This is a genomic window from Frankia sp. CcMO1 (assembly GCF_977945845.1).
Map to the genome: position 1 here is coordinate 1 of NZ_CDWTMG010000048.1, position 24,972 is coordinate 24,972.

The following is a 24,972-nucleotide window of genomic DNA, read 5'->3' on the forward strand; positions in this document are numbered from 1 at the left end:
CCCCGATGACGAAGTCCTCCGCGACTCCCGCCTGCTGCCGCAGGGTGGCCAGCTTCTCCTCAGCCAGCACGACCCAGGTATGCAGCCGCTCACGCAGTTCGGTCCGCCGACTCTCGGAGATCGTCGAATCCGACAGCTCGTCGCGCACCGACAACAGCGACCGCATCTCCTCCAAGGTGAACCCCAGCGACTTCATCTTCTTGATGACGAGCAGTCGATCGACGGCCTCGTCGTCGTACAGGCGGAAGCCACCCGGCGTACGTCCAGCGGGAGTAAGCAGTCCGGCTTCCTCGTAGTACCGGACCGCACGCAGCGAAAGCCCGACCCACTCGGCAACCCCACCTATCTGACGGGTGTTTCCGCGGGCCGCGCGGAACGCGGAACGATCACGACGCGTCGTGGACACCGTAACCCTTACGTTCGTGCCTCGAAGACTCGGGCTAAAATAGTTGGCACTTGACTCTACGGCCTGTCTTCCGGGGACTTGAACGGAGTCTGCAACGAGGCCCCGAACACCACACCGCCATCCCGCAAACACACCGGAAGAACAATATCCGCCCACGGTAACATCCACGACAACAGTCACCCCGGCGACGTGGACCCCTGGCGAGGCCGCGGGCAGGGTGGGGCCCGGCCCGGGTCGCCCACGTCACCCCACGTCACGGGGGCCGATCGGTCGACGCCGGGATCGTGAACCGGCAGGCTCAGTGCAGACCCCGTCGCTTCGCGCCAGGGGCGGTGGGACATCGGCGGACAGGCCCCGATCGCGGGCCGGCAGAACGAGGAGACGGCTGTGCTGACCAGGATCGACCACGTCGGGATCGCGGTGGCTTCCCTCACCGAGGCCATCCCCCGCTATGAGGAGGCATTCGGTCTGGAGGTCGTGCACCAGGAGGAGAACGAGCGCCAGGGGGTGCGCGAGGCGATGCTGCTGGTCCACAGCGGCAAGACCGGGAACTCCTACGTCCAACTGCTAGAACCGCTGCGCGAGGACAGCCCAATCGGGAAGTTCCTGGCCAAGCGGGGGCCGGGCATCCACCACATCGCCTACGGCGTCGCCGACATCGACAGCGCCCTCGCGGCCCTGACCACGACCGGATTCGATCTGGTCAACAAGACTCCGGTGCACGGCACCGCCGGCAGCCGGATCGCGTTCATCCATCCCAAGGGCCTCGGAGGCGTGCTCACCGAACTCGTCGAGGCCGCCGAGGGGCACTGAGCCGGGCCGGACGGCCCCGCGTTGCCGCCATCCCCTGTCCGGCCCCTGTTCGGGCGGGGCAGCGAAGGCGCGGGGCAACGAATCCCCGGCGGCGCACCCGGCGACTCCCCGGCGGCTGCCCCGGCCCAGGGCGGATCATGGACCGGGGATCAGCGGTCGCGGATCAGCGGTCGCGGATCAGCGGCGGCTTCTCGCGGCGGACACGTTCGCGGTCGGGACCGGATCGAGCGGGACCACCGATGAACCGTTCCACTGGTAACGCACGGTCGCACCACCCGCCGTCGGGCAGCACATCGGATCGCTTGGCCGGTAGAGGTCGTACTGCAGGGCGACGACCCGGTCGGTGGACCAGATCCAGCGGATCGTGGCGCTCGGCTGCGGCAAGTCGTAGCCGACGAACCGGCCACGGTGGAAGAAGAACGCCCGCTGCGGATGCCCGTCCCCGGATGTCGACAGCAGTCCGACGATCACGCTGAGATCGTTGCTCCGGTCATAACCACCGAGGACGATCGGCGTGTACCCCGCCGATCGAACCAACGCCGCGGCGTTGGCAATGCTCAGCGCCGGGGCGCCGGATGTGGACGAGACAGCGGAGGCTGTCCCGGCGATCCCGCCCATCAGGATAAGCGTACCGATCATCACTGAAACGGCAAGTCCGCGACGTAGCGCCATGAGACCTCCCAGGTTCCGTGCTGACCCGACCCAACCTAGATGCCCTCTTCGGTGGGCGCCGACCAGCTAGGGGGTATGGCCGGTATGTCGCCGGATTCGGACCGGTCCGCCCCCCGGCCGGCGGATCCGGCAGGCTCCACACCGGAACGGGCGGGAAGCCGTGCCGTCGGGGGGCACTGTCGGGGACCACTGTCGGGGGGCACTACATGTTGGTGGGTGGCGTATCCGCCGGAACCCTGGGAGCTGCGCGGTACGATGGTCATCTCCGTCTGGTTCGTGCCCCGCGCGGCGCTGGCCGGCGCCCCTCCCCGGGCGGTGACCGTTCTCGGCCGGGTCCCGGTGGCCACCGCCTGGGTTCGCTACGATCCGCGTGGCGTCCTCGCCTACCGTGCGGTCATGGCCGCCTTGCTGGTATGGCACAGGCGGCACCTGCACGTGACGGTCCCGCATATCTGGGTGGACAGCCCGGCGTCCCAGGTCGGCGGTCGCGCCCTGTGGGGGATTCCCAAGGAACTGGCCGTCTTCACCGAACGACCGGGCACGTCCACACGACCGGAAACGGCCCGGGACGCCGGCGGCACCCACCTGCACGCCCGGGACGCCACCAGGACAGACGCCACCAGGACAATCGTCGCCGCGGCGGTAAGCCGGGGACAGCGGCTGCCGGGCAGGTGGCCGGTCCGCTTCCGCGTGGTGCAGGATCTCGACGGCCAGCCCCGGGTGAGCCCGGTGCGGCTGGCCGGGCGGCTCGCCCTGCACCGGTCACGATGGGACCCGGCGGCGGAGGGCCCGCTGGGTTTCCTCACCGGGCTCCGGCCTCGGCTCACCGTCCGTCTGGACGACTTCCGGATGATTTTCGGAGCCGGAGCCGGAGCCGGCCGGGACGGAATCCCTCGTCCGGCCCGGCGTGCCCGCCGAGGGGCCTGTCGAGAGGCCCAGCCGCCCCGCCGACCGGCCTGACCCGCCCGGCCCAGCCGCCGCCGTGCCGGAGCCGCGCCGCCACCGCTGTGACGGCGAGCGCACCCGGCACCCGGCGGAAGGTGGTCAGGGTCGCTCCCGGCACGTGCATCCGCAGGGTGGCGACCGAGCGGGGGCGGACGAACTCGCGCAGCCCCTCCGCGCCGTGCACCCGGCCGAACCCGCTCTCGCCGCTGCCCCCGAAGGGCAGGGCGGGCATCCCGGCAAACGCCAGCACCGCGTTGACGGACACCATCCCGGCGTCGAGCCGGCTGGCGATCTCGTCTCCCCGGGACCGGGAGAAGACCGTCGCACCGAGCGCGTACGGGGTGCCGTTGGCCAGCGTGACGGCCTCGTCGACGTCGGCGACGGTCCGGACGGTGGCGACCGGCCCGAACGTCTCCTCCTGCACGGCGGGGCTGCCCTCCGGCACGTCGACCAGCACGACCGGTTCGATGAAGGTGTCCCCCACCGACTCCGTCCCGCCGATCAGGGCGGTCGCGCCGCGGGCCAGCGCGTCGGCCACGTGGCGGCGCACGATCGCCGCCTGGCCGGGCATCGTCATCGGACCGTAGGATGCGTCCCGGTCGGCGCCGGGACGAACCCCGTCGAGCTCGCGGCGCAGTGCGGCGAGGAAGGGCGCGGCGACCGCCTCGGTCACGTAGATCCGCTCGACCCCGGCACAGGTCTGCCCGCCATTGGACATCGCTCCCCAGACCGCTGCCCGGGCGGCGGCGGCCACGTCAGCGTCGTCGGCGACGATCAGCGGGTCCTTGCCGCCGCATTCGATCACCACCGGGACGAGGGACGACGCGCAGGCCGCCATGACCAGGCGGCCGGTCGCGGGCGAGCCGGTAAAGGCGATCTTGTCGACCCCGGCGGTACACAGGGCGGCACCGGTCGGACCGAAGCCGGTGACCATGGTCAGGACCCCGGCCGGCGCGTCCGGATTCGCCGCGGCGAACGCCGCGACCAGGTACGCGCCCACCGCCGGGGTGTACTCGCTGGGCTTGAAGACCACCGTGTTACCGGCTGCCAGGGCATACACGATCGAACCGCTCGGGGTGAACAGCGGGTAGTTCCACGGCCCGATCACCCCGACGACCCCGAACGGGCGGTACTCGATCCGTCCGGTGTGGTTCGCCAGGAACGGGCCGGGCGACACCCGACGGGTCCGCAGCACGCGGGCGGCGTTGCGGGCCGCCCAGCGGATGTGTTCCAGCGTCAGCAGCAGCTCGATGCGGGCATCGGCGGCGGTCTTGCCGTTCTCGGCGTGCAGGAGGTCGATCAGCTCAGTCTCGTGGCGGACGAGGTGCGCCGCCCAGCGCAGCAGATAGTCGCGCCGCCGTGCCGCCGTAAGCCCCGCCCACCAGCCCGCCGCCGACCGGGCGGCCGCCACGGCCGCCCGCACCTGGGTCGGCTCCATCACCGGGAAGCTCGCGACCACCGCGCCGGTGGCCGGATCCGTCGACAGGAGCGTCCCGATGCCGGCCTCCGGGCCCGCCTCCGGGCCGACCGCGCCAGTCACCCCGGTCTCCCGATTCGCCACGGTCTCCGGGTTTGTCGGGTTCGTCGGGTTTTCCGAGGTCGTCTCCTCGTCCGGGGTCGTCACGGTCGGCCGCATGGGGAGCTCCTCGCCGCTGGTGACGGAACGTCCTTCCCTTACCCGGCGAGGATATGACCGCCACCCGCAGAGAAACGAGTCCCGTCATCCTCAGATCATCCTCAGAGGAACGAGTCGCGGTACGCGGCGAACCACTCCCGTTGCCGGCGCTGATCGGCCGTCTCCTCCGCGGCGACATGGTCGAGCATCGAGGAGGGGTCCGGCGGGTCGAGGGCGAGGATGTCCCGGCGCAGATCGGCCGCGGCGGCGTCGGCCCGCCGGCGGACCTCGTCAAACCAGCCGGCCTCAATATCGGCGGCGAGCAGCCGACGGAGGCGCTCGATGGGATCCCGGGCCTGCCAGGCGATGATCTCCTCCGGCGGCTGGTAGCGGGTCGCGTCGTCGGAGGTGGTATGCGGGGCCATCCGGTAGGTGTTGGCCTCGATGAGCACCGGGCCGCGACCGCTGCGCGCATGGTCGAGCGCCCAGGTGGTCACCGCATGCACCGCGAGCACGTCGTTACCGTCGACGCGCAGGCCGGGGAAGCCGAACCCGTCGGCCCGGCGGGCCAACCGCACCGGGGACTGCCGCCGGCTCGGCGTGGAAATCGCCCACTGATTATTCTGGCAGAAGAAGACGACGGGCGCACCGAAACTCGCCGCCCACACGAATGCCTCGTTGGCATCACCCTGGCTCATCGCACCGTCACCGAGATACACCATCACCGCCAGGTCGGTATCGGTGTCGCCGGTATCGGTGTCGCCAGTGCCAGTGTCGCCGGTGCCGGTGCCGGCGGCGCCGTCAAGGAGCACCCCCATCCCGAAACCGACGGCGTGCAGCGTCTGGGCCGCCAGAACAATCGTGTAATTAGCCATATTGTGACGGTGCGTATCCCAGCCATCGTGACTCACTCCCCGCAGCAGCCGAATCACCTCGACCGCCGGGACACCGCGGTGCCAGGCGACCGCGTGTTCCCGGTAACTGGGGAACAGGTAATCCCGGGGACGCGAGGCCGCGGCGGATCCGACCTGCGCGGCCTCCTGCCCCCGCAGCGGAATCCACAGGACCAGCTCACCCTGACGTTGCAGGGCCGTGGCCTCCTCGTCCAGCCGGCGGACCAGGAACATGGAGGTGTAGAACTCCATGCGCAGCTCGTGGTCGGCGAGCACCGAGAACCGAGAATCGGTGACCAACGAACCATCGGGGGCGAGCAGTCGGATGCCGCCATCGTCGAGTTCACCCGCCGCGGGCGAGGTGTTCTCCCCGAACGCACCGGGAAAATGATGCGGAACGGGACCGCCCACCGAATCCGGTTCGAGCCGCTGCATCGGCCCGCCGGTAATCAGTTCCGGATCCCGTACGACATTCATACCGAGTACCCTTCCCCCACCCGAAGATCACAGGACGTCCTACCATCGGAAACCATCGAAAAAGAGCGGTGTACCCGTGCGACACTACGCGGTGCGGACGGGGTGAAAACACGGGCGAGGTAACGACGAGATTCCGGCCACAGGATTCCGAGGCCGCAGGACGATGCCGGGAGGATACTGACTATCGTGAAGCACGTGGGCGTCGTCCGGTCTCTGCTGCTGTTCATGGTGGCCGCGGTCACGGAGATCGGTGGTGCCTGGCTCGTGTGGCAGGGCGTGCGCGAGCACCGCGGGCCGGTCTGGGTGGGGCTCGGGATCGGGTTCCTGGCCGCCTACGGCTTCGTCGCGACCCTCCAGCCGGACGCGCACTTCGGCCGGGTCCTCGCCGCCTACGGCGGGGTCTTCGTCGCCGGTTCCCTGCTCTGGGGCGTGACCGTCGACGCCTTCCGACCCGGCCGCTACGACCTCGCCGGAGCCGCGATCTGCCTGCTCGGCGTCGCCGTCATCATGTACGCCCGGCGCGTGTGACGGCTGACGGCTGACGGCGCACAATATGGCTCATGGCGCGCACCGCGGAACGTGTATGGGTCGTGCTGGAGCGTTCCGGTGGACTTCTCGGGCGCAGCGTGCGCCGCGGTCTGGACACGGCCGATCTCAGTAAGCAGGAAGCCGAGAACCTGCGCCGCCTGGCCCGCGAGGCGGTGCATCACGGCGATCTCGCGGCCACAACGGACGCCGCGGATGCCAGTCAGGTAGATTCCACCGAGGCCCGGGGTTCCACCGCGCCCCGGGGTTCCACCGAGGCCCGGGAGCGGCACGACATCGGCGCGGACCGGTTCGTCTACACCCTGGAGATCGACCGGCCCGGGGAGCACGCGGTGCGGACGTTCTCCGAGCCGGTGCCCGACGAGGTCCGGCCGCTGCTGGCGCTGCTACGCACCGCGCCGCTGCTGCCCGCGAGCCGTCCCTAGCGGTGTCGCTGACAGCGAGGTTGACCACCTCGCGCACCGCGGACCCAGTCGTCGACGACTGGGTCCGCTTCGCCAGCCTGGACCGGCTACGCCTGCCCGTCCTCGACCCAGTACCGGCCGAAGGACTGCACCTCACCCTCCAGCGTCTCGCCTTCACCGACCAGATCAGCCACGCCGAGGTCGACAAGAGCATCGAGGAGACACGGCGGCGCTTCGCAGGCGTCCAGGGGAGCTGGATACGCTTTCGCCCCCGAGAACCGTGTCCAGCTCCCCCAAACTCGTTCGCCCAGGCCCATCGCTCAGGCCGCCTCCCGCGGCCTTCGTCGCCGCGTAGACGGCGTTCCCCGGCCAGGAGTGCTGCCCTCACCGAGGCGATGGCATTGATGATCATCCAGCCGGCAGTCGCCAGCCCTACCAGCCCGGCCACACAACCGCTCCCACTACTGGCTCCCGCTGCTGGGTAGATGCGTCACGCAGCGTCGTGGAAGACCAGGCCGAGGGCGTGACGCCGGCCCGAGCGGACGGTGCTCACCCCGTGGCGCACCGCCGAGGCGGACCAGCCGCGGGCGGAGCGCACCGGCCGGTCCCGGGTCGTGAAGACCAGCGCGTGCCCCTGCGGCAGGACGAGGGAGGTTCCGCGGGACTGGGCGCGCATGCGCTGCTCGACGAGCAGGAACTCCCCGCCGGTGTAGTCCTCGCCCGGCACGTCGAGGCCGATGACGACCTGGAGCGGGAAGACGAGTTCCCCATAGATGTCGCGATGCAGCGCGTTCCAGTCACCCCGGCCGTAACGCAGCAGCAGCGGCGTCGGCCTGGTCTGCCCAGCCTGGTGGCACCGGCCGAGCCAGGAGCCGAGGGTGTCCGGCCACGGGGCCGGCCGGCCAAGTCGACCGGCCCAATCCCGGGCGACGGGCAGCAGGTGCGGGTAGAGCGTCTCGCGCAGCCGCTGGACCAGTTCTGGGAGCGGATGGCCGAAGTATCGGTACTCTCCTGACCCGAACCGGTGCCGGGCCATGTCGACCGTGGAGCGGAAGTGCCGCGTCTCGTCGTACAGTTCCGCGAGGGCGTGGCACTGCGCCGGGGTGAGGATCCCAGGGGTGAGCGCGCAGCCCACCACGTCCAGCTCTGCTCCGATCGGCGCCCAGTCGACGTTGTCCGGTGACGGTAGCCGGCCGGTACCCGTCACGACCAGGCCGCCGCCGCGTCCAACATCGGCGCATCCAACATCGGCGCGAGTACCCCCTCATGGCGCAGCAGTGCCTCCTTGCGGGCGAGTCCGGCCGCGTAGCCGCGCAGGGTGCCGTCGGCTCCGATCACGCGGTGGCAGGGACGCACGAGCAGCAGGGGGTTCGCGCCGACCGCGGCGCCCACGGCCCGCACGTCGCCGCGGGCGGCGCCGGTCCGTTCAGCGAGGCGGCCGTAGCTGGTCGTCGTCCCGTACGGGATGGTCTCCAGCGCCCGCCAGACCCGTTCCTGGAACGCAGTGCCATGGGTGAGGAACTCCAGCTCGAAGACCCGGCGCTCGCCGGCGAAGTACTCCTCGATCTGCCGGGCGGCCTCGGTGAAGGACCTCGGGGCACGCCGCCAGTGCGGCGCCACCGTCACGGCTCCCCTCTGCTCAGGCATGGACAGGGAGCTCAGGGCGATCCCGCCCGCCACGCCGTCCGATTCCTCTCCCACCAGTTCCTCTCCCACCAGCAGCAGCTCGCCCAGCGGGCTGTCCAGGGTCGTGTAGACGGTCATCGGCTGTCATCCTTTCCCGTGCCATCGATCCTCCGCGGACCGGTGCCGTCGTCGACTCGTGACTGGTCCGGCGACTGACCCGACGATGGTCCTCCGCTCCCGGCCCCCCACAGATGGTGCATGGCGTAGGAGCGCCAGGGCCGCCAGGCCGCGGCGTCCGCCAGAGCCGCGCCGACCCGCCGCATCCCGGCCCGGGCGGCCACGTCACTCTCCAACAGGACGTCAGGGTCGCCCAGTGCCCGCATCCGGATGTAGCCCGCCGTCCACGCACCGACGCCCCGCAGGAGCAGCAGCTCCTTCTCCGCCTCGTCGCGGTCGACGCCCGGGTCGAGACGGACGGTGCCGTCGGCGAGCGCGGCACTGAGCGTGCGCAACGTATCGCGCCTGCTCTGTGGCATCCCCAGCTCGGTCAACGACGCCTCGGCGAGGTCGGTGACCCGCGGAAACAGGTGGGTGAGACCACCATCGGGGGTGGGAAGCGGTTCCCCGTACGCGGCAACCAGCGCGTCGCCGAGCCGCCGACAGTCGTTCCACCACGGCGCGCGGGTCGGCGTCCAGGTCGAACAGGCACCGGACCCGCTGCGCCGCGGTGGTCAGATCGCGTAGGTCGGTCAGCAACAGACGGCACTCCAGCCACCCTCCGTTACCCGCCCGTTCGTCGACCTCCGCAACGCCGCTTCCTCTCGGCAGCCGCAGGGTTCGCCGGTACGTTCGCTCACCGGGCCGGCCGACGACCTCCTCGACGCCGTGGATCGCGCGTCGCTGAAGGTAGGCGACGAGTTCGTCGACCGCGTACGGCTCCCGATAACCGAGCCGAAGCACCAGCCCAGCCGCATCCCGGTTGTGACCCGGTACGGCGGACCGGGCCGGAGTCACCGGACGCGCCGGGCGCCCGCCCCGCAGTTCGCTCGGCGTGGCGGCATAGATCATCCTGATGGTGTCGTTGAACTGCCGGACGCTCGCGAACCCGGCCGCGAAGGCGATGCCCGTCGCCGCCAGGTCGGTGGTCTGGAGCAGTACCCGCGCGGTCTGCGCCCGCTGTGCACGGGCCAGCGCGAGTGGTGCCGCGCTCACTTCCGCGTTCATCTGCCGTTGAAGCTGCCGCACGCTGTAGCCCAGGCGCGCCGCGAGCCCCGAGACACCCTCCCGGTCGACCACGCCGTCGCCGATCAGCCGCATCGCACGGCCGACCACGTCGGCGCGAACGTTCCATTCGGCCGAGCCGGGCACCGCGTCGGGACGGCACCGCCGGCACGCCCGGAAGCCCGAGCCCTGCGCCGCCGCGGCCGTCGGAAAGAACCGGACGTTCTCCCGCTTCGGCGTGACGGCTGGACAACTCGGGCGGCAGTAGATGCCGGTGGTGGTGACGGCGAAGAAGAACGCGCCATCGAAGCGCGCGTCCCGGCTGCGCAGCGCCTCGTAGCGGCTCTGGTCCGTCATCACTCCACCTACTCTCGACGAGTCCTGTCTCGCATGCTGGCGGAAATCGGACGTCGTGCCCGTGGGCGCATGGCGGGCGCGGCCATCCCCGGAGACCACACCTATCCGTCGTGGAGTCGTCACCTCTGGTTGCGAACGCCATCGGGTTCGACCTACGGTCACATGGGTAATCGGACCGCTACCCAGAGATGATCCGGCTCGACCGTACCCGCGCCCAGGCCCGGTCTCCGCCGCACGGGCGGTGTGCTCCTCCGGACCGGCCCTCCACATCCCCAGGTGGGCGGGGGACCACCGGATCGGCCCATCAGCAGGAGGCATCCATCAGCAGGAGGTAATCGTGGGAAGGGCAGCCGGAAGCGATCCCGACCCGACCGTCCCGACCGTCCCGGTCACCGGGATCACCCACCTGGGCGGCGTCGAACCCGGTCTGGATCTTCTCGGGCTGGACTCCTTCTGCCTGCGCACCCGGCTGGGCCCGGACATCGTCCGCCGGTTGGTCGCCCTCAGCCTGCTCGACGTGCGCGTCGGCCAGGCGGGGCAGTGGTGGCTGCCGGTCTGCGCGGTCGGGCAGGCGGTGCGCATCGAACGGCTGCGCCGCGACCTCGGCATTACCTATGCGGCCACCGGCGTCGTGCTGGACCTGCGCGACCGCATCGACGAACTCGAACAGCGCATCCGCGGCCATCGCGACGGCCCCGGCGAGGAGTACCGATGAAGTCGACCAAGCTGACCGAGAGCGCCCAGGACGCGTTGAAGGCGGCCCAGACCAGGGCGATGCGGTTCGGCCACACCGAGATCGACGGGGAACATCTGCTCGCCGCGCTCGTCGAGCAGCCGGACGGACTGGTCCCGCGCCTCATGATCGCATCGGGTGGTACCCCACCCGCCCTCACCGGTGCGGTGGAGGCGGAGCTGGAGCGCAGACCGCGGGTGTCCGGGCCGGGGGTCCGACCGGGCGAGGTGTACATGACGCAGCGTCTGTCCAGGGCCCTCGACGCCGCCGAACGGGAGACACACCGCCTGGGCGACGAGTACATCTCGGTCGAGCACCTGCTGCTGGCCCTGCTCGAGGAGGGACCCACGACACCGGCCGGCCGGATTCTGCACGAGCAGGGTCTGACCCGGGAACGCCTGCTCATCGCGCTGACCCGGGTGCGCGGAGACCGGCGCATCATCTCCGCCTCGCCGACGGCCACGGACGACGCGCTGGAGAAGTACGGACGCGACCTCGTCACCGACGCCCGCAACGGCCGCCTCGACCCCCTGATCGGGCGGGACGCCGAGATCCGCCGAGTGATCCAGATCCTGTCCCGCCGGACGAAGAACAATCCCGTGCTGCTCGGCGACCCCGGAGTCGGCAAGACCGCGATCGTCGAGGGCCTCGCCGACCGGATCTTCCGCGGGGACGTTCCGGACAGCCTGCGGAACAGGAGGGTGTTCCAGCTCGACCTGGGCGCGCTGGCGGCCGGGACGGCGCACCGCGGTGCGTTCGAGGAACGACTCAAGGCGGTTATGGCCCAGGTCACGGCGTCCGAGGGGCGGATCCTGCTGTTCGTCGACGAACTACACGCCGTCCTGGGGGCGGGTGCCGCCGAGGGGACGACGGATGCCGGCAACGTGCTCAAGCCGCTACTGATCCGCGGCGACCTGCACCTGATCGGGACGACGACACTCGAGGAGTACCGCCGGCAGATCGAGTCCGACCCCGCGTTCGCACGCCAGTTCCAGACAGTCATAATCGATGAACCATCAGTGACGGACGCCATCTCTATCCTGCGCGGGCTGCGAGGACGGCTGGAGATCTTCCACGGGGTTCGGATCGCCGACGCGGCACTGGTCTCGGCGGCGGTGCTGTCCCATCGGTACATCAGCGACCGTTTCCTGCCGGACAAGGCGATCGACCTCGTCGACGAGGCGGGCGCCATGCTGCGCACCGACATCGACTCGATGCCGACCGCCCTCGACAAGATCACCCGCAGGGTGGTCCGACTGGAGATCGAGGAGGCCGCGCTCGCGCAGGAATCCGATCCGGCGAGCATCGCCCAGCTGGACCAGCTCCGTGGGGAGCTCGCCGACGTGCGGGCCGCGGCGAACGCGATGCGCGCGCGGTGGGAGGCCGAACGCCAGGCCATTAGGCGAGTCCGGGGGCTGCGGGAGGAGATCGAACAGGCCCGGCGGCGGGCCGAGGAGGCCGAACGGGCACACGACCTGGCGACCGCGGCGGAACTGCGCCACACCCGCCTGCCCGAACTGGACCGGCGGCTCGCCGACGAGTCCGAACGGCTCACCCCCCGGCGGGGCGGCCACCGGTTGCTGCGCGAGATTGTGACCGCCGACGAGATCGCCGATCTGGTCTCCCGCTGGACGGGGATCCCGGTGGCCCGGCTCCTCGAGGGGGAACGGGAGAAGCTGCGACGCCTCGACCAGGTCCTGCGCGCCCGGGTCGTCGGACAGGACGAGGCGGTGCGGCTCGTCGCCGACACGGTGCTCCGGGCCCGCGCGGGCATCGGGAACCCGCGCCGCCCGATCGGGTCATTCCTCTTCCTCGGGCCGATGGGGGTCGGGAAGACCGAGCTGGCCCGGGCCCTGGCGACGGCCCTGTTCGACTCCGAGGACAGTCTGATCCGCATCGACCTGGGCGAGTACCAGGAGCGGCACAGCGTCGGCCGGCTACTGGGCGCCCCACCCGGCCAGACCGGGCCCGTCGAGGGCGGGCAGCTCACCGAGGCGGTACGACGCAAGCCCTACGCGGTGGTGCTGTTCGACGAGATCGAGAAGGCACACGCCGACGTCCTCAACGTCCTGCTGCAGGTCCTGGGCGACGGTCGGCTCACCGACGCCCGGGGACGCACCGTCGACTTCCGCGACACCGTCGTCATCCTGGCCTCTGGCGTGGGGTCCGAACGGCTCACGGGCGGTCCGGACGCTGACGGGACGGCCGGACCCGAGGTCCGCGCTCGGATCACGGCCGACCTGCGCCGGGCCTTCCGGCCCGAGTTCCTTCACCAGGTCGACGAAGTCGTGCTGTTCTCCCCGCTGACCCTGCCCGAGATCGAGCGGGTCGTCGACCTGCTGGTGGACGACCTGCGGGCCCGATTGGCGGATCGGCGCATCACCCTGAACATCACCGAGCCGGCCAGGATGTTCATCGCCCGTCAGGGCTACGACCCAGTCCACGGCGCCCGCCCGCTGCGCCGCTACCTGCAACGCGAGGTGGAGACCCGGATCGGGCGGGAGATGATCGCCGGCGAGGTCGACGACGGTTCCGCGGTGGTCGTCGACCTCGCCGGAGACGCGCTGACGGTCCGGCACGGACGGTCCGGCACGCTCAGCGGTCGCTGAACCCCGGGCGGTCTCCGAACCTCTTGCGGAGGACGGCGAAGTAGAGATCCGGTCGCAGCGGCCGGCCGAACCGTTCGTCGTCGTAGGGGAACGGGCTCGTTCTGGTGGTCAGGACGTATCCGCGCCGCTGATACCAGGCGATCAGTTCGGCCCGTTGGGCGATGACCAGCAGGTCCATCCAGGCCGCGGACCAGGCCGTCACGGCGTGCCGTTCGGCGAGCCGCAGCAGCGTGTCGCCGAGCCCGTTGCCCTGGCGGGTCGGGCTTACCGCGAACATGCCGAAGTAGGACCCGGTCGACGGTGATGCATCCGGGCCACACCGCTCCGCGTCAGCCTGCCCGCGGGTGGTATGCCCCGACCGGGTCACCTCGGTCGCCGCGTGCTCCGACCGGGCCGGTGGCTCGACCCGTCGTTCCACGTGGCAGCAACCGAGGAGGGTTCCGTCCGGGTCCTGCGCGAGCAGGACCACGCTGTCCGGCGCCGCCAATGCCGCGCCGACCGCGGCGGCGTCGGTGCGCCGCCCGGCGAGCAGGTCGGCCTCGGTGGTCCACCCCGCGCGACTGGGCTCCCCCCGGTACGCGGACTCGACGAGCTCGACGATCGCCGCGACGTCGGCCTTGGTCGCACGGCGGAACGTGAGATCGCCCGGGTAGACGTGGGAAACCGATCGCATCCCCCCATCCTCACAGCTCCAGGAAGTAGTCCCCCGGGAACGCGAGCGAGCGCATGGTGGGTAACGGCCCGGGCGGGACGGGGGAACGGGGGACGGGGGAACGGGAGAACGGGGGGACGGGGGCGTCACGGCGGCGGCGAGGCGGGGAAGCACCAGGCCCAGAGGCGCGTCGACCCGGACGGCCGCGCGGCTGTCCCCCCGGGTCGGACCCTGGTTGACGATCGCGACCGGGATGTCGAGCTCCGCCGCACGGAGCACGAACCGGTAGCCGGACATCACCGTCAGCGACGATCCGAGGATCAGCAGCGCCCTGGCCCCCTCGACCAGCCGGAACGCCTCCGCGGCACGCGGCCGCGGCACGGTCGCGCCGAAGAACACCACGTCCGGTTCCAGCTCGTCACCGTCGCACCGGCGGCAGCCCACCATGACGAAGGCGGCGACCATGTCGTCGGGGAGCGTGACATCGCCGTCCGGGTTGCTCTGCGCGGCGCCGACATGGAATCCGGGATTGACCGCCCGCAGACGCTGGTCGAGCTCGAGGCGAGGGCTCACGTCGCCGCAGCCGCGGCATAGCACGCGCGACAGCCTGCCGTGCAAATCGATGACGCGCCGTAAGCCGGCACGCTGGTGCAGGCCGTCGACGTTCTGCGTCACGACACCGGTCACCAGGCCGTCCTGCTCCAACCGGGCCAGTGCACGGTGGCCCGGGTTCGGCTCCGCCCGGGCCACCCGCCGCCACCCGGCATGGCTGCGGGCCCAGTAGCGGTGCCGGGCCGCGGGATCATCGGTGAACTCCTGGTAGGTCATCGGGGTGTGATGGCGCAGTGCCCCGTTCGGACCCCGGTAGTCCGGAATACCGGAGTCGGTGGAGATCCCCGCACCGGTCACCACCACGACCCCGCCGGCCGCGGCCAGCGAGCAGAGCCGGTCGAATGCCTCGCCCCCGCCACCCGTCACCTGCTGTCGCACACCGTCCCTCACACCGTCTATGCTGCCCGATCCGGCCGTGCCCCGGATGCCCGTTCCGCGCCACCGCTCCCCGCCCGTCCGCTCCCCGCCCGTCCGGGGATGGAGCCCGGGGGGAGACGTCCCGGCAGGTTGATGTTTCGGACACCGGCATCGATACGTCGTGTAGTCGTCCTAGCCGTGTGGTGTGATCAGGCCCAGGGTCGTACGGTTGCGGCAAAGCCAGCCTTCCCGAGGGTGGTTACGACGATGGACGGCGAGAACGCACAGGTCGGCACCAGGCACGCCGAGTCGGGGGATGCCCGGCGCCACCCCTCCGACTCAGTCGGTCACGGCAGCTCAGTCGGTCACGGCAGGTCAGCCGCGTCGACCACAACCAGGACCACCGTCAAAACCGTCGGCATGACCGCCGGCACGAGCGCGGGCCGACCGGCCGCGATGGAGGCCGAGCTGGCCTCGGTCCATCCCGGTCCGGCCGCGCCGGTATGTGAGGCGGCCGGGCGCATCGCCCGGTCGGAGGAGACCATCGAGGCGGAGGTCATCCGTCTCTTGCCCGGAGCCCTCGCTGTCGTTCGCACTCCCGCCGGAACGGAGGAGGTGGGCATCGCCTTGGTCGACGCCCATCCCGGAGATGCCGTGCTGGTCCACGCCGGGGAGGCGATCGCCGTTCTCTAGCCCATCCGTTCGTTCGTCCGGGCCAGGCCCGTCCAGGGCAGGGAGATGCAATGACGGTTTGTTCGCCGTTCGACCAGACCGCGGCGATCGCGGACGCTGAGATCTACCGCGGCGAGTCCACCCATCCCGACCGCGCCACCACCTGCGGCTCAGACCGGCGGATCGGGGTGCTGACCCCGTCGTCCTATGCCCTCGCCCACCCGGGGGAGCGTTCGCATGCCCACTCGGAGTGTCTCCTGGAATGCGGCCCCGACACCGTGCTCCGGGTCCGGGTGCGCTACCTGCAGCTGACGGCCCGTTCCGTGGATCGTGGCCCCGGGGATGGGGGCCGGTTTCCACCGGGCGGCTGGCCCGCGGGAGATGCCGAGCCCCGCGGCTGGGACGAGTTCATCCCGCGCCAGGTCGACGATGTGGTGACGGTCACGGACCTGTTGGCGGCGCCTCCCGGCAGCGCGGTACCGACCGCCGCGGGGCCGCGGCGGAACTGGCTGCCCCGCCTGAGCGCGCCACGGCCGAATCCATGGGAGCTGGCCGGTCCGGCGAGCGGTGGCGTCTCGGCGGGACTCGGACCACCCCACACCATCCGGTTCAGCGCCCCCGCCGGTCGGCGGGTGGAAACCGTGAGCGGCCACGGCGAGGCGGAACCGACCCGCATCACCTGGGACAGCTGGGCCGTGCAGGGAGAGCTGCGGTTGAGCGCCGGACTGCAGACCTGGGCACACCAGGCCGGGGGAACCGGAGCACATCGCCTGGTCCGGCTCCGGGCGGAACTGGTGAACACCTCGGGCTGGCATCTTCCGGCCGAGGAAGCGATGGATCACGTCTCCCTCGAGGCGCGCCGCCGACGGCACCGGGAACAGGCGATGCGGCACTCCCTGATCGGCGCGCACCTGCTCCTCGCGACGACCGAGGGCCGATTCGTGTCCCTGGCCTCTCCCCCGACCCGGGCCAGCGAATTCGCGAAGAACTGCGTCAACGACGGCCTCTGGCCCGCGCTCGTGGCCACCACGGACGGCCATGACACCGTGCTCGTCGCGCCGATCGTCCTTCCCGATCATCCACGGCCGGCTCCGGTGGACCACGACGGCGGCAGCTGACCGCCGGCCCGCCATCGGCCTCGGCCGATGAGCCGAGGCCGGTCGTCAGCAGCAACAGCAGCGGGAACAGCGAGCGGAACCTACGCGCCGGGAGGATGTCAACATTGTTGATTATCTTGGATCGGACGCGGTGGTCACGTTTCTACGGCGCGTAGAATCTGCTGGGTGCGACTACAGGCGAGGCTGTCCGCGAGACGGCGTACGGCAGTCCCGAGTAGGAGCGGCACCCGGTTCGCCAACCCCACCGGTGCCGCCCGCGCCACCGGTGGTACGGGCGGCACGGGGCCAACCGGCCTCGCCGCGGCGATCAGCCTGGTTGTGGCGCTTGGCCTCGTCGCGGCGCTCGTCCCGGCGGTCCTGCTCGGACTGGCCACCCCCGCATCGGCGCATTCACGCCTGGTCACCAGCACCCCGGTGGCGGACAGCACTCTCACCGCCCCGCCACATGAGATCATCCTGATGTTCAACGAGCCAGTGTCCCCGCGCTACACGAACGTCGCCGTCACAGCGGCCGACGGCGCCAGCGTGACCGCCGGTGCCACCCGCGTCGAGGGCGGCAGCGTCCACCAGGACCTCACCGCTCTCCGCCACGGTCGCTACACGGTGGCCTATCGGGTCGTGTCCGAGGACGGTCATCCGGTCGGCGGCGAGTTCGCCTTCACCGTTGCCGGCGGCACGGCGTCCGCGGGCCAGGAGGGATCCCCGCCCCCGTCCCCGGTCACCACGACGCCGACCCCGGCAGCCACCGCAAGCCCGACCACGGGTGCCGCGCCGGCCCCGTCCGCGGCCGTCACTGCCATCACGGCCGATACGGGATCCGCGGACGGCGGTGACGGTGGCGGTGGCTGGATACTCCCCGTTGTGATCGCCAGTGTCCTCACGCTCGGCGGCGGCACCCTGTTCGCCCTGCGGCGACGTCACTCCGGAGCGCGCTGACCCTATGGACACCCCCGTCACCAGGAAAGACCCCGCCATAACGAACAACTCCACCACGCCCGCAGGCCCCATCACGCCCGCGGGTCCGGCCGCTCCTCCGTATGCCGCCGCTCCCACCAGAACCAGCCCCGCCAGCCGCTCCACCTCGGGGGACGGACGGACGGCGGCGGTCGGACGGATGGCGCCCGTCGCCGTCGCGGCCGGATGCGTGGCGCTGGCCCTGACCGTCGGTTTCGGGCCAGGCCCCCTGCGGCTGCCCGGCCTGCCTTCGTCCGGCACGCCCACCTACTGGGCACTGCCGTTCACGCATCTGGTCGGCAAGATCGCCGCCGTGGGGACGATCGGGTGGCTTCTCGCGGCCGCCGTCCTTCTTCCGGCGAAACACGGGCGTTCGGCGCAACGCGGCCGTTCGGCGCAACGCGGTGCGGCCGGCAACGAGTCGCGGGTGGGCATCCTGTCCCCCACGGCCCGGCGGTGCGGCCGGTACGCGGCGAACGCCGCGGCTCTGTGGATGGTGGCCACCCTCGTGGAGCTGCTGTTCACCCTGTCCGAGATCTCCGCGCGCCCGGCCGGCGACGTCCTGGGCGTCTCCTCGCTGCGCTCCTTCGTCTCCACCACCTCCCAGGGCCGGGCACTGCTCGTCGTGGCGGCCCTGGCGGCCGTCATCGCGATGATCGGCCGTACGGTCACGACGACAACCGCGGCCGGGGCCCTGCTCGCTGTCGCGGTCGCCGGCATCGTGCCGCCGATCCTGGTTGGCCACGCCGCCACGTCCGGCGATCATGCGATCGCAGTGGTGGCCCTCGGCGTGCATGTATTCGCGGCCACGGCCTGGGTGGGTGGTCTACTCGGCCTGCTCACCGCGGTGCGGCTGCCGGTGGGCTCGTTCGGCCCGGCGCTGCGCCGGTACAGCCGGTTCGCGGCCGGGGCGGCGGCCGTCACGGCGATCAGCGGGATCGCCGGTGCGGCCCTGCGGCTCGGCGGCTTCACCCCGTTGTGGGACACCCGCTACGGTCTGCTGGTCCTGCTCAAGGCCGCGGGCCTGCTGGCCGCCGTCACGCTCGGTGGTCTGGTGCGCCGCCGGATCGTCGCCGGGCTCGCGGTGAGGACGCCCACCGACCAGACCGGCACCACCGACCAGACCGGCACTGCTCAGACGAACACCCGCCGGACCGGCACCGACGGGACTACCGCGGTCGCTCGTTTCCTGCGCATCGCCGGCGTGGAGCTCACCGTTCTCACGGCCACGGTCGGACTGGCCGTCGGACTGTCCCGCACGGCGCCACCGGTGAACGACGCACTCGTTCCCGACGATCCGACCCAGACGCTGCTCGGATACCCGATGCCCCCACCGATCACCGCCGTGCGGCTCGCCACCGACTGGCGCATCGACTGGGTCTTCCTCGCCGGCGCGGTCACCGCCGCCCTGCTCTACCTCGCCGGCCTGCGCCGGCTACGGGCACGCGGCGCCCCCTGGCCGCTCGGGCGCACCATCGCCTGGCTCGCCGGCCTGCTCGTCGTCGTGGTCGCCACATCGAGCGGACTCGGGCTGTACGGGCCGGTCCTGCTCAGCGTGCACATGAGCCAGCACATGCTGCTCAGCATGCTGGCCCCGATCCCGCTGGTGCTCGGCGCGCCGGTGACCCTGGCGCTGCGGGCGGTGCGGCCCGCCACGGCTCCGCACCGCACCGGACCGCGCGAATGGCTGCTGAGAACGCTGCGGTCCTGGCCGGTACGCATCCTGACCCATCCGCTGCTCGTGACGGCAAACTTCGCCGGCAGCCTCTACGTGCTCTACCTCAGCTCGCTGCTGTCGACCCTCATGCGCAACCATCTCGGCCACCTGTACATGAACGTGCACTTCCTGGCGGTCGGCGTGCTGTTCTTCGAGCTGCTGATCGGGACCGACCCGCTCCCCCGCCGGCTGCCGCATCCCGGCCGCGTCCTGATGCTGCTGGCCGTCGTCCCGTTCCACGCCTTCCTCGGCCTGACCATCATGAGCACATCGGCCCTGCTCGGCTCAGGCTGGTACGACCGCCTGGTCCGGCCCTGGGGCGTCTCACCGCTCAGCGACCAGCGGACCGCCGGGGGCATCGCCTGGGCGTTCGGCGAGATTCCCACCTTTGTCGTGCTGATCGTGCTGGCCATCCAGTGGTCCCGGCTGGACGAGCGGCAGACGCGGGCCCGGGAGCGGCGCATCGCCGCCGCTGGTGACGTCGACGCCGAACTCGACGCGTACAACGCCTACCTCACCCGGCTCGCCGCCGGCCCGGCCCGGCGCACGCCGTCCGCGGCCACCCCCACTACCGCGACAGCCGCCGCCTCGACAGCAGCCACCTCACGCACGACCTCGCCCGCCCCCGGAGACGAGACCAGCGCTGAGGCCGAGACCGGTGCTGAGGCCGAGACCTCCGGATAGGCAGGCCGGGAGAGAACCCCGACTACGGCGTCGGCCGCGGGCCGTCGGGACCGGATGCCGCGGCCCTCCCGCCCGGACGGACGACCACCCCCGGACGGGCGACCACCGCGGACCGCGGGCTGTCGGCAGGCGCACCCTCGGCAGGCGCCGCGGGCAGGGTCCGCACCGCGGGCAGGGTCCGCACCGCGGGCAGGGTCCGCACCGCGGGCAGGATCCGCACGTTGCTCTGCGAAATCGGCGGGCGGCGCGCCGCTTCCAGGTCCACCCGCGCGGCCACCACCGTCAGCTGCCGGCGGATGATCGCCCATACGAGTTCGAGCAGGACCGCCGCCACCGCGGCGATGCCGACCGCCGTCCACGGCCCGGTCGTCCCCACCAGGGAGAGCTGGAAGAACTCCTGGCCGGGCGGGATGGCCAGGACCAGCGCGAACGCGACCGCCATGGTCAGCACGAGCGCGATGCGCCACCAGGTGTACGGACGGGCGACGATCGCCAGTGCCCACAGCGCGACTCCGAACAGCGTCAGCGTCGCCATCGAGGTCTCGGTGTCCAGGTCTTGACCATAGAAGTGCGACCGGGCCAGCAGGTAGGACGTCATCGTCGCCGCGGCGACGAGCAACCCGGCGGGAAGGGCGAAGCGCAGCACCCGACCGACGAAGTCCGGCTGCGCCCGTTCGGTGTTCGGCGCCAGCGCCAGGAAGAACGACGGGATGCCGATCGTCAGCGACCCGACGAGCGTGAGATGCCGAGGGAGGAACGGGTACGGCACCTGGGTGATCACAACCACGATCGCGAGCAGGACCGAATAGACGGTCTTGGTCAGAAACAGGTTCGCGACCCGTTCGATGTTGCCGATGACCCGCCGCCCCTCGGCGACCACCGGCGGCAACGTCGCGAAGCTGTTGTTCAGCAGCACGATCTGGGCGACCGCGCGGGTCGCCTGGCTGCCGGATCCCATCGACACGCCGATGTCGGCGTCCTTGAGCGCCAGGACGTCGTTGACGCCGTCGCCGGTCATCGCGACGACGTGCCCCCGCGACTGCAACGCCGCGACCATCTCCCGCTTCTGCTGCGGGCTGACCCGCCCGAAGATCGAGTGGCTCTCCATGGCGTCGGCGAGCGCGGCCCGGTCGGTCGGCAGCGTGCGGGCGTCAACGGGATCGTCGGCGCCGGGCAGCCCCAGCGAGCGGGCGACCGCGCCGACCGACAGCGCATTGTCCCCCGAGAGGATCTTGGCGGCGACGTTCTGCTCGGCGAAGTACCGCAGGGTATCCGGGGCATCCGCCCGCAGCCGCTGGGCGATGACCACGAGCGCCACCGGGACGACGCCAGTCGGCACCGTCGCCGGGTCCGCCAGTGCGTCCGCCAGCGGCGCGCCGAACCGAGCGAGCAGCAGCACCCGCAGGCCCTGCGCCCCGTACTCGTCCGCGGTGGCGAGCACCCGGTCACCAGCTGCCAGCAGCACATCGGGCGCGCCGAGCAGCCAGGTGCCCTCGGTCCCGTCCGCGGCGGCGAGGGTCGCGCCGCTCCACTTACGCGCCGAGGAGAACGGCGCGTCCGCCCGCACCTGCCAGCCCTGCGGGGCGGGATAGGCATCGATGATCGCCTGCAGGCTCGGATTCGGCCGGCTGTCGGCCGCGCCGAGGGCGCCGAGCACGCTCGGCACGAGGGTGCTCGGCTCTCCGGCCGCACCTGCCCCGGAGGCGGCGCCCGTCTCAGGTACGGCGCCGGCGGTGCCCGGCTCGACGATCCGCAGCTCCACGACGTCCATCGCGGCCTCGGTGAGGGTGCCGGTCTTGTCCAGGCAGACGACGTCGACGCGGGCCAGCCCCTCGATCGCGGGCAGTTCCTGCACCAGGCACTGCCGCCGGCCCAGCCGCACCACGCCGACCGCGAAGGCGACCGACGTGAGCAGCACCAGGCCCTCCGGCACCATCGGCACGAGCCCGGCGACCATCCGGCGGATGGCCTCGGGCAGGTCGTCGTCGTTGACGACCACCTGGCTGATGATCAGCGCGAGGCCGGCCGGAATGATCATCCAGGTGACGACCCGCAGAATGGTGCTGATGCCGCCCCGCAGCTCGGAGTGCACCAGGGTAAACCGGCTCGCCTCCTTAGCGAGCCGGGCCGCGTAGGCCTCGCGGCCCACCCGGGTCGCCCGGAACGCCCCCGACCCCGCGACAACGAAGCTGCCCGACATGACGATGTCGCCGGGCTGCTTGTGCACCGGATCCGCCTCACCGGTGAGCAGCGACTCATCGACCTCCAGGTGATCGGCTGCCAGGACCAGGCCATCGACGGAGATCTTGTCGCCGGCGCCGAGCTCGATCACGTCGTCCAGCACGATCTCGGTGGCGGGGAGCTCCCGGGCGACACCGTCACGCCGCACGACGGGCCGGGACTCCCCCACCACGGCAAGCCGGTCCAGGGTGCGCTTCGCCCGCAGCTCCTGGAACAGGCCGACCAGGGTGTTCACGATGATCACGCCGCCGAACAGGGCGTCCTGGAATGGAGCGACGATGACGACGAAGACCAGCAGAACGCCGATGATCGCGTTGATCCGGGTGAGGACGTTCGCACGGATGATGTCGCGCAGCGAACGGCTGGAGCGGGCCGGCACGTCGTTGACGCGGCCGTCGGCGACGCGTTCGGCGACCTCGGCGGCGGTCAGCCCGGCGGCGGATCGACCGGCGGCGGATCGACCGGTCGCGGCGGGGCCGGACCCGCCGACGGACCAGGCCCCGCCGGCGGGCATGGACCCGTTGGCGGACGCGGGGGCGTCGATGGACGCGGGGTCCCGGTCGTCGAACCGTCCCGGAGACAGCCGCGATCCCGCGGCCCCTCGCCGAATCATGGCGTCCTCCACGCTCCGTCGCGGTCGCTGCCGGAGGCTCGGCAGCGGAATCGGTATCGGTTTCCCGACCGACGTCGGGCGGGCCTCGGACTCGTTCGGATATGTCCCGCAGACACCTTCACCGTCTGCACACGCGGACCGCCGACCCTCACCGTAGTTGACGGGCGTAGGCACGTGGGTCGCGCCTGGGGCTCCCCGCCCGTTCAGCCCGGGGGGGCACCGGCGCCGGGGCTGAGGGCACCCCCGGCCAGCAGGGAGAACAGCAGCAACCCCAGCCCCACGCGATACAGCACGAAGGGCGCGAAACTGCGCGTCGAAATGTACCGTAGGAACCACGCGATCGCGGCGTACCCGGTGGCGAACGCCACGAGCGTGGCGAGGATCGTCGGGCCCCAGGCGACGTCGGCATCCTTCCCACCGATGGAGCGCAGTTCGAAGACCCCGGACGCCAGCACCGCCGGCATCGCCAGCAGGAAAGAGTACCGGGCCGCGGCCTCGCGGGTGTAGCCGAGGAGCAGGCCCCCGCTGATCGTCGCACCGGACCGGGAGACGCCGGGGATCAGCGCGGCAGCCTGGGCGAGGCCATAGAAGAGCCCGTCACGCACCGACAAGTCCTCGAGCACTTTGCGCGGGCGGGGCGGCGAATGACGACCCTGCGGCCGCCCCTTCGAGGCGTACCAGTCCGCGCCGCCCAGGATCAGGCCAAGCACGATCAGCGTCGTGGCAATCAGCCGCAGGTCGCGGAACGGGCCCTCGATGGCGTCCTGCAGCGTCACCCCGAGCAGGCCGATCGGAAGGGTGCCGAGGATGACCAGCCAGCCCATCCGGGCGTCGGGGTCCTTACGCATCGCCCGGCGGGTGAGCGAGCGCGCCCACGCCGCCACGATGCGGGCGATATCCTTACGGAAGTAGATCAGCACGGCGGCCTCGGTGCCGATCTGGGTCACAGCGGTGAACGCGGCGCCCGGGTCCTCCCAGCCGGCGAGCGCGGCGGCGATGCGCAGGTGGGCGCTGGACGAGACCGGGAGAAACTCGGTGAGCCCCTGAACGAGACCGAGGACCGTCCCCTCGAAGAAGTTCATCGACGCGCCGACCTGGCCCACGAGCCAGACGAGTCCGGCCTACCCGGCCCATCCGGTCCGTTCAGCCCGTCCGGCGAGGCCGCCGGGTCCGGAGGCCACGCGGAACGACGATCGGTCTGCCGGCTCCGCGCCCGACCTGTTCGCGTCATCCACGCACACCCGACCACGGCTTCACCGTAGCGAAGGGTGAAGTGCGGGCGGATGCCGGGTGACGGCGTCCCCGCCTTCTCCGATCCTCCGACCTGGTCCGATCGACCTGGTCCGATCGGGGTTCCGCCGGATCGGGCCGAGCCCACCCCGCAGCAGGCCCCCCACACGGGCTGACCTGGCGGTTCGTCGGACAGTCACGGACCGCGACGAACGGGCGGGTTTATGCTCTGGCCATGCAACCGAACGAGATCGCTCGCTTTCTGTTCATCTTTGGCCCGCACCGTGTCACCCGGAAGTACGGACCGCCCGCCTCGTGGCGGTCTGGCGCGCCCCGATCAGGGCCGGGGAGCGACACAGTACGCATAGGAGGTTGCACGATGAGTCATCTGCTCGCGAATGTGATCATTGAAGTGGTCGGAACAGCCGTGATCCTGGTTCTGACCAGTCTGGTGCGACGCTGGCTGGGCCAGCCGGCCGCTCGCCCCGCCTGATCCGACCCAACCCGGCCTCCCCCGACCTGACCCGCCGCCAGTCCGGCCCGTCCTGGACATCCGGGACAAGTGCCGACCGGACGGACGACGCGATCAGTCATGCAGCCTGGACGTCCTGGACGTCTGGGACGCGGTTCTGGAGGGCTGCGCTCCACCGTCCGGATCGTCCCGAAAATCGGGTTCGCCCACGTGGGCGAACGATAAGGCGACCGAATCACGGTAACAAGTCGGCGTCGCACCATACAGCCGTTTGAATTCTCGACAGAAGTGACTCGTGTCCGCAAAACCCCAACGGCTGGCGATCGCCTGAAT

At 71.4% G+C, this 24,972-nt stretch carries 21 protein-coding genes and 1 pseudogene; 10 read left to right on the forward strand and 12 right to left on the reverse strand.

The annotated features are described in order from the left end of the window. The coding region (locus AC08OU_RS08850; protein ID WP_476604648.1) for a MerR family transcriptional regulator at window positions 1–406 on the reverse strand (406 nt) is incomplete at its 3' end. 387 nt (window positions 407–793) lie between these two features. Here AC08OU_RS08850 and mce point away from each other — a divergent pair. Beyond that, window positions 794–1,219, forward strand: a complete 426-nt coding sequence (gene mce, locus AC08OU_RS08855) for a methylmalonyl-CoA epimerase (protein ID WP_462188654.1) — start codon at window positions 794–796, stop codon at window positions 1,217–1,219. Between the two features lie 177 nt (window positions 1,220–1,396). Here the strand turns inward: mce and AC08OU_RS08860 are convergent, their stop codons facing one another. Beyond that, window positions 1,397–1,891, reverse strand: a complete 495-nt coding sequence (locus AC08OU_RS08860) for an LppP/LprE family lipoprotein (RefSeq protein WP_476604649.1) — start codon at window positions 1,889–1,891, stop codon at window positions 1,397–1,399. Window positions 1,892–1,975: 84 nt separating this feature from the next. On the opposite strand from AC08OU_RS08860, the pseudogene AC08OU_RS08865 reads away from it, so the two are divergent. Then, a pseudogene (locus tag AC08OU_RS08865) lies at window positions 1,976–2,596 on the forward strand (acetoacetate decarboxylase family protein); the annotation flags it as partial. Between the two features lie 118 nt (window positions 2,597–2,714). On the opposite strand, the gene AC08OU_RS08870 reads toward AC08OU_RS08865, so the two are convergent. Together AC08OU_RS08870 and AC08OU_RS08875 are read right to left on the reverse strand one after the other, a co-directional pair. Continuing rightward, window positions 2,715–4,472, reverse strand: coding sequence for an aldehyde dehydrogenase family protein (locus AC08OU_RS08870; protein WP_476604650.1), 1,758 nt, complete (start codon window positions 4,470–4,472; stop codon window positions 2,715–2,717). Window positions 4,473–4,573: 101 nt separating this feature from the next. Then, on the reverse strand, window positions 4,574–5,821 hold the full coding sequence (locus tag AC08OU_RS08875; protein ID WP_476602408.1) for a thiamine pyrophosphate-dependent enzyme: 1,248 nt from the start codon (window positions 5,819–5,821) through the stop codon (window positions 4,574–4,576). 195 nt (window positions 5,822–6,016) lie between these two features. Here AC08OU_RS08875 and AC08OU_RS08880 point away from each other — a divergent pair, with 195 nt between their 5' ends. Together AC08OU_RS08880 and AC08OU_RS08885 are read left to right on the forward strand one after the other, a co-directional pair. Next, window positions 6,017–6,349, forward strand: coding sequence for a YnfA family protein (locus tag AC08OU_RS08880; protein ID WP_462188661.1), 333 nt, complete (start codon window positions 6,017–6,019; stop codon window positions 6,347–6,349). A 32-nt stretch (window positions 6,350–6,381) separates the two neighbouring features. Then, window positions 6,382–6,792 (forward strand): hypothetical protein, encoded by a 411-nt coding sequence (locus tag AC08OU_RS08885; RefSeq protein WP_476604651.1) that lies wholly within the window; start codon window positions 6,382–6,384, stop codon window positions 6,790–6,792. A gap of 86 nt (window positions 6,793–6,878) precedes the next feature. Here AC08OU_RS08885 and AC08OU_RS08890 read toward each other — a convergent pair whose 3' ends face one another. The 4 genes from AC08OU_RS08890 to AC08OU_RS08905 all read right to left on the reverse strand — a co-directional run bounded on the left by AC08OU_RS08890 (window position 6,879) and on the right by AC08OU_RS08905 (window position 9,975). Then, on the reverse strand, window positions 6,879–7,088 hold the full coding sequence (locus tag AC08OU_RS08890) for a hypothetical protein (RefSeq protein WP_462203221.1): 210 nt from the start codon (window positions 7,086–7,088) through the stop codon (window positions 6,879–6,881). Window positions 7,089–7,261: 173 nt separating this feature from the next. Next, complete coding sequence (locus AC08OU_RS08895; protein ID WP_476593546.1) at window positions 7,262–7,978, reverse strand: 2OG-Fe(II) oxygenase; 717 nt, start codon at window positions 7,976–7,978, stop codon at window positions 7,262–7,264. After that, a complete protein-coding gene (locus AC08OU_RS08900) occupies window positions 7,975–8,535 on the reverse strand; it encodes a methylated-DNA--[protein]-cysteine S-methyltransferase (protein ID WP_462203222.1) in 561 nt (186 codons plus the stop codon). Before AC08OU_RS08900 ends, AC08OU_RS08895 begins: the two co-directional genes overlap by 4 nt. A 222-nt stretch (window positions 8,536–8,757) precedes the next feature. Further along, entirely contained in the window at window positions 8,758–9,975 is a 1,218-nt protein-coding gene (locus tag AC08OU_RS08905; protein ID WP_476598983.1) for a bifunctional transcriptional activator/DNA repair enzyme AdaA, read from the reverse strand. A gap of 337 nt (window positions 9,976–10,312) precedes the next feature. Between AC08OU_RS08905 and AC08OU_RS08910 the strand changes: the two genes are divergently transcribed. Both AC08OU_RS08910 and AC08OU_RS08915 read left to right on the forward strand, forming a co-directional pair. Next, on the forward strand, window positions 10,313–10,690 hold the full coding sequence (locus tag AC08OU_RS08910) for a chaperone modulator CbpM (protein WP_476598985.1): 378 nt from the start codon (window positions 10,313–10,315) through the stop codon (window positions 10,688–10,690). Then, window positions 10,687–13,317 carry an ATP-dependent Clp protease ATP-binding subunit gene (locus AC08OU_RS08915; protein ID WP_476598987.1) on the forward strand — a complete coding sequence of 877 codons (2,631 nt, stop codon included), beginning with the start codon at window positions 10,687–10,689 and terminating at the stop codon, window positions 13,315–13,317. Before AC08OU_RS08910 ends, AC08OU_RS08915 begins: the two co-directional genes overlap by 4 nt. Here the strand turns inward: AC08OU_RS08915 and AC08OU_RS08920 are convergent. Then, the gene (locus AC08OU_RS08920) at window positions 13,304–14,971 is read right to left on the reverse strand and encodes an NAD-dependent protein deacetylase (RefSeq protein WP_476604652.1); all 1,668 of its coding nucleotides are present in this window, start codon (window positions 14,969–14,971) and stop codon (window positions 13,304–13,306) included. The genes AC08OU_RS08915 and AC08OU_RS08920 overlap by 14 nt on opposite strands. A gap of 387 nt (window positions 14,972–15,358) precedes the next feature. On the opposite strand from AC08OU_RS08920, the gene AC08OU_RS08925 reads away from it, so the two are divergent. The 4 genes from AC08OU_RS08925 (at window position 15,359) to AC08OU_RS08940 (ending at window position 20,083) form a co-directional block, all read left to right on the forward strand. Continuing rightward, window positions 15,359–15,631, forward strand: coding sequence for a hydrogenase assembly protein HupF (locus AC08OU_RS08925; RefSeq protein WP_462187911.1), 273 nt, complete (start codon window positions 15,359–15,361; stop codon window positions 15,629–15,631). Between the two features lie 50 nt (window positions 15,632–15,681). After that, window positions 15,682–16,728, forward strand: coding sequence for a hypothetical protein (locus tag AC08OU_RS08930; protein ID WP_476598993.1), 1,047 nt, complete (start codon window positions 15,682–15,684; stop codon window positions 16,726–16,728). Window positions 16,729–16,893: 165 nt separating this feature from the next. Then, window positions 16,894–17,664 (forward strand): copper resistance CopC family protein, encoded by a 771-nt coding sequence (locus tag AC08OU_RS08935; RefSeq protein ID WP_476598995.1) that lies wholly within the window; start codon window positions 16,894–16,896, stop codon window positions 17,662–17,664. Window positions 17,665–17,842: 178 nt separating this feature from the next. Beyond that, window positions 17,843–20,083 (forward strand): bifunctional copper resistance protein CopD/cytochrome c oxidase assembly protein, encoded by a 2,241-nt coding sequence (locus AC08OU_RS08940; protein WP_476598997.1) that lies wholly within the window; start codon window positions 17,843–17,845, stop codon window positions 20,081–20,083. A gap of 22 nt (window positions 20,084–20,105) precedes the next feature. Here the strand turns inward: AC08OU_RS08940 and AC08OU_RS08945 are convergent, their stop codons facing one another. From AC08OU_RS08945 to AC08OU_RS08955, 3 genes are all read right to left on the reverse strand, one after another. Beyond that, window positions 20,106–22,937 carry an HAD-IC family P-type ATPase gene (locus AC08OU_RS08945; protein WP_476598999.1) on the reverse strand — a complete coding sequence of 944 codons (2,832 nt, stop codon included), beginning with the start codon at window positions 22,935–22,937 and terminating at the stop codon, window positions 20,106–20,108. Between the two features lie 203 nt (window positions 22,938–23,140). Then, window positions 23,141–24,019 (reverse strand): undecaprenyl-diphosphate phosphatase, encoded by an 879-nt coding sequence (locus tag AC08OU_RS08950; protein WP_462203670.1) that lies wholly within the window; start codon window positions 24,017–24,019, stop codon window positions 23,141–23,143. A 734-nt stretch (window positions 24,020–24,753) separates the two neighbouring features. Continuing rightward, the gene (locus tag AC08OU_RS08955; RefSeq protein WP_476604653.1) at window positions 24,754–24,972 is read right to left on the reverse strand and encodes a helix-turn-helix domain-containing protein; all 219 of its coding nucleotides are present in this window, start codon (window positions 24,970–24,972) and stop codon (window positions 24,754–24,756) included.